Raw genomic sequence first — 1,259 nt, forward strand, 5'->3', positions numbered from 1 at the left:
TGTAGTCCTGGAATAGCTTTACACAGAAGCAAAAACGGATGAAAGCAAAAAGGAAGGAAGTCACGATCAAAAATCGAAAACCTTGGGAACGACTTACTGAGGTGGAAAAGAAGCGTATTGTTCGCGAGGTAAATTCGGGGATACTTGGTCAACGTGCAGCTGCGCGCAAATATGGCCTGAGCCGCAACAGCGTTAGTGCATGGATTGACGATTATTCATCGTTTGCTATTAAGCCTCAAGATGTGGTAGAAGAGGCCGATGGCGATATGACTGAAAGCACCAAGACCCGTATTCTGGCCAAACAGGTCGAGAATCTTACAAAACAGCTTGCGAAGGCAAACCTAAAAATTAGCTCTCTGCAGACGTTAATTGAGGTAAGCGAGCAGGAGCTTCATATTAAAATCAGAAAAAAGTCTGGTACCAAACAGTTAAAAAAATGAGGCAGAAACATCCCGGAGAGAGCCTGGGGAGTCTTTGTGAACTGTTTGGCGTCACACGTCAGGCTTATTACGATGCAGCAGCGCATGAAAAGAAGACATCGATAATGCATTCACTAGTTTTATCACTTGTGAGCGATTATCGGAACGAGATTCCATTGATCGGAACTAGAAAACTACATTTCTTACTCCTGCCGGCTTTATCCGAGCATGGCGTTACAATTGGAAGAGATCAGCTGTTCGACCTACTTCGTTTCCATGGACTTCTGATACGAAGGCGAAAGCGAATGGTAAAGACCACAGATTCATCTCACTGGTTAAAAAAGTACCCTAACTTAATCAAAGATCTCATTGTAACAGGGCCTAATCAATTGTGGGTTAGTGACTTGACTTACATAAAGACATTGGAGGGGTTCAGCTATTTGAGCTTAATAACAGATGCATTTTCGAGGAAAATTGTCGGATACTGCCTTTACCCAACCCTAGAAGCGATAGGATGTATAAATGCACTACAAATGGCAGTTACCGCAAGAAAACGAGACCCTACGCACTTTTTGATCCATCATTCGGATCGAGGAATTCAGTACTGTTCGGCCGAATATGTGAATATTCTCAAAGAAGAAAATATCGCCATAAGCATGACGCAGAGTGGTAGTCCTTACGATAACGCGCTTGCTGAAAGGGTAAACGGAATAATAAAAAATGAATTTTTCCCAAAGCGTATCTACCAGAATCACCGAGAAGCTGTCAAAGCTATCGCTAAAATCATTCATGCATACAATATGAAGCGGCCGCATGCGAGCATAGACTACTTAACACCTG

General features: G+C 42.9%; 2 protein-coding genes. Both read left to right on the plus strand.

Going from position 1 to position 1,259, the window contains the following annotated elements:
- The first annotated feature begins 38 nt into the window (after positions 1-38).
- Positions 39-440, plus strand: a complete 402-nt coding sequence (locus tag AAHB90_RS32395) for a helix-turn-helix domain-containing protein (protein ID WP_342089475.1) — start codon at positions 39-41, stop codon at positions 438-440.
- Positions 437-1,259 (plus strand): IS3 family transposase (locus AAHB90_RS32400; protein WP_342089476.1); only part of this gene is annotated, 823 nt, incomplete at its 3' end. The genes AAHB90_RS32395 and AAHB90_RS32400, both read left to right, overlap by 4 nt.

Origin of the sequence: Dyadobacter sp. OTU695 (assembly GCF_038440355.1) — a bacterium.
In the GTDB taxonomy this organism is placed as follows: domain Bacteria; phylum Bacteroidota; class Bacteroidia; order Cytophagales; family Spirosomataceae; genus Dyadobacter.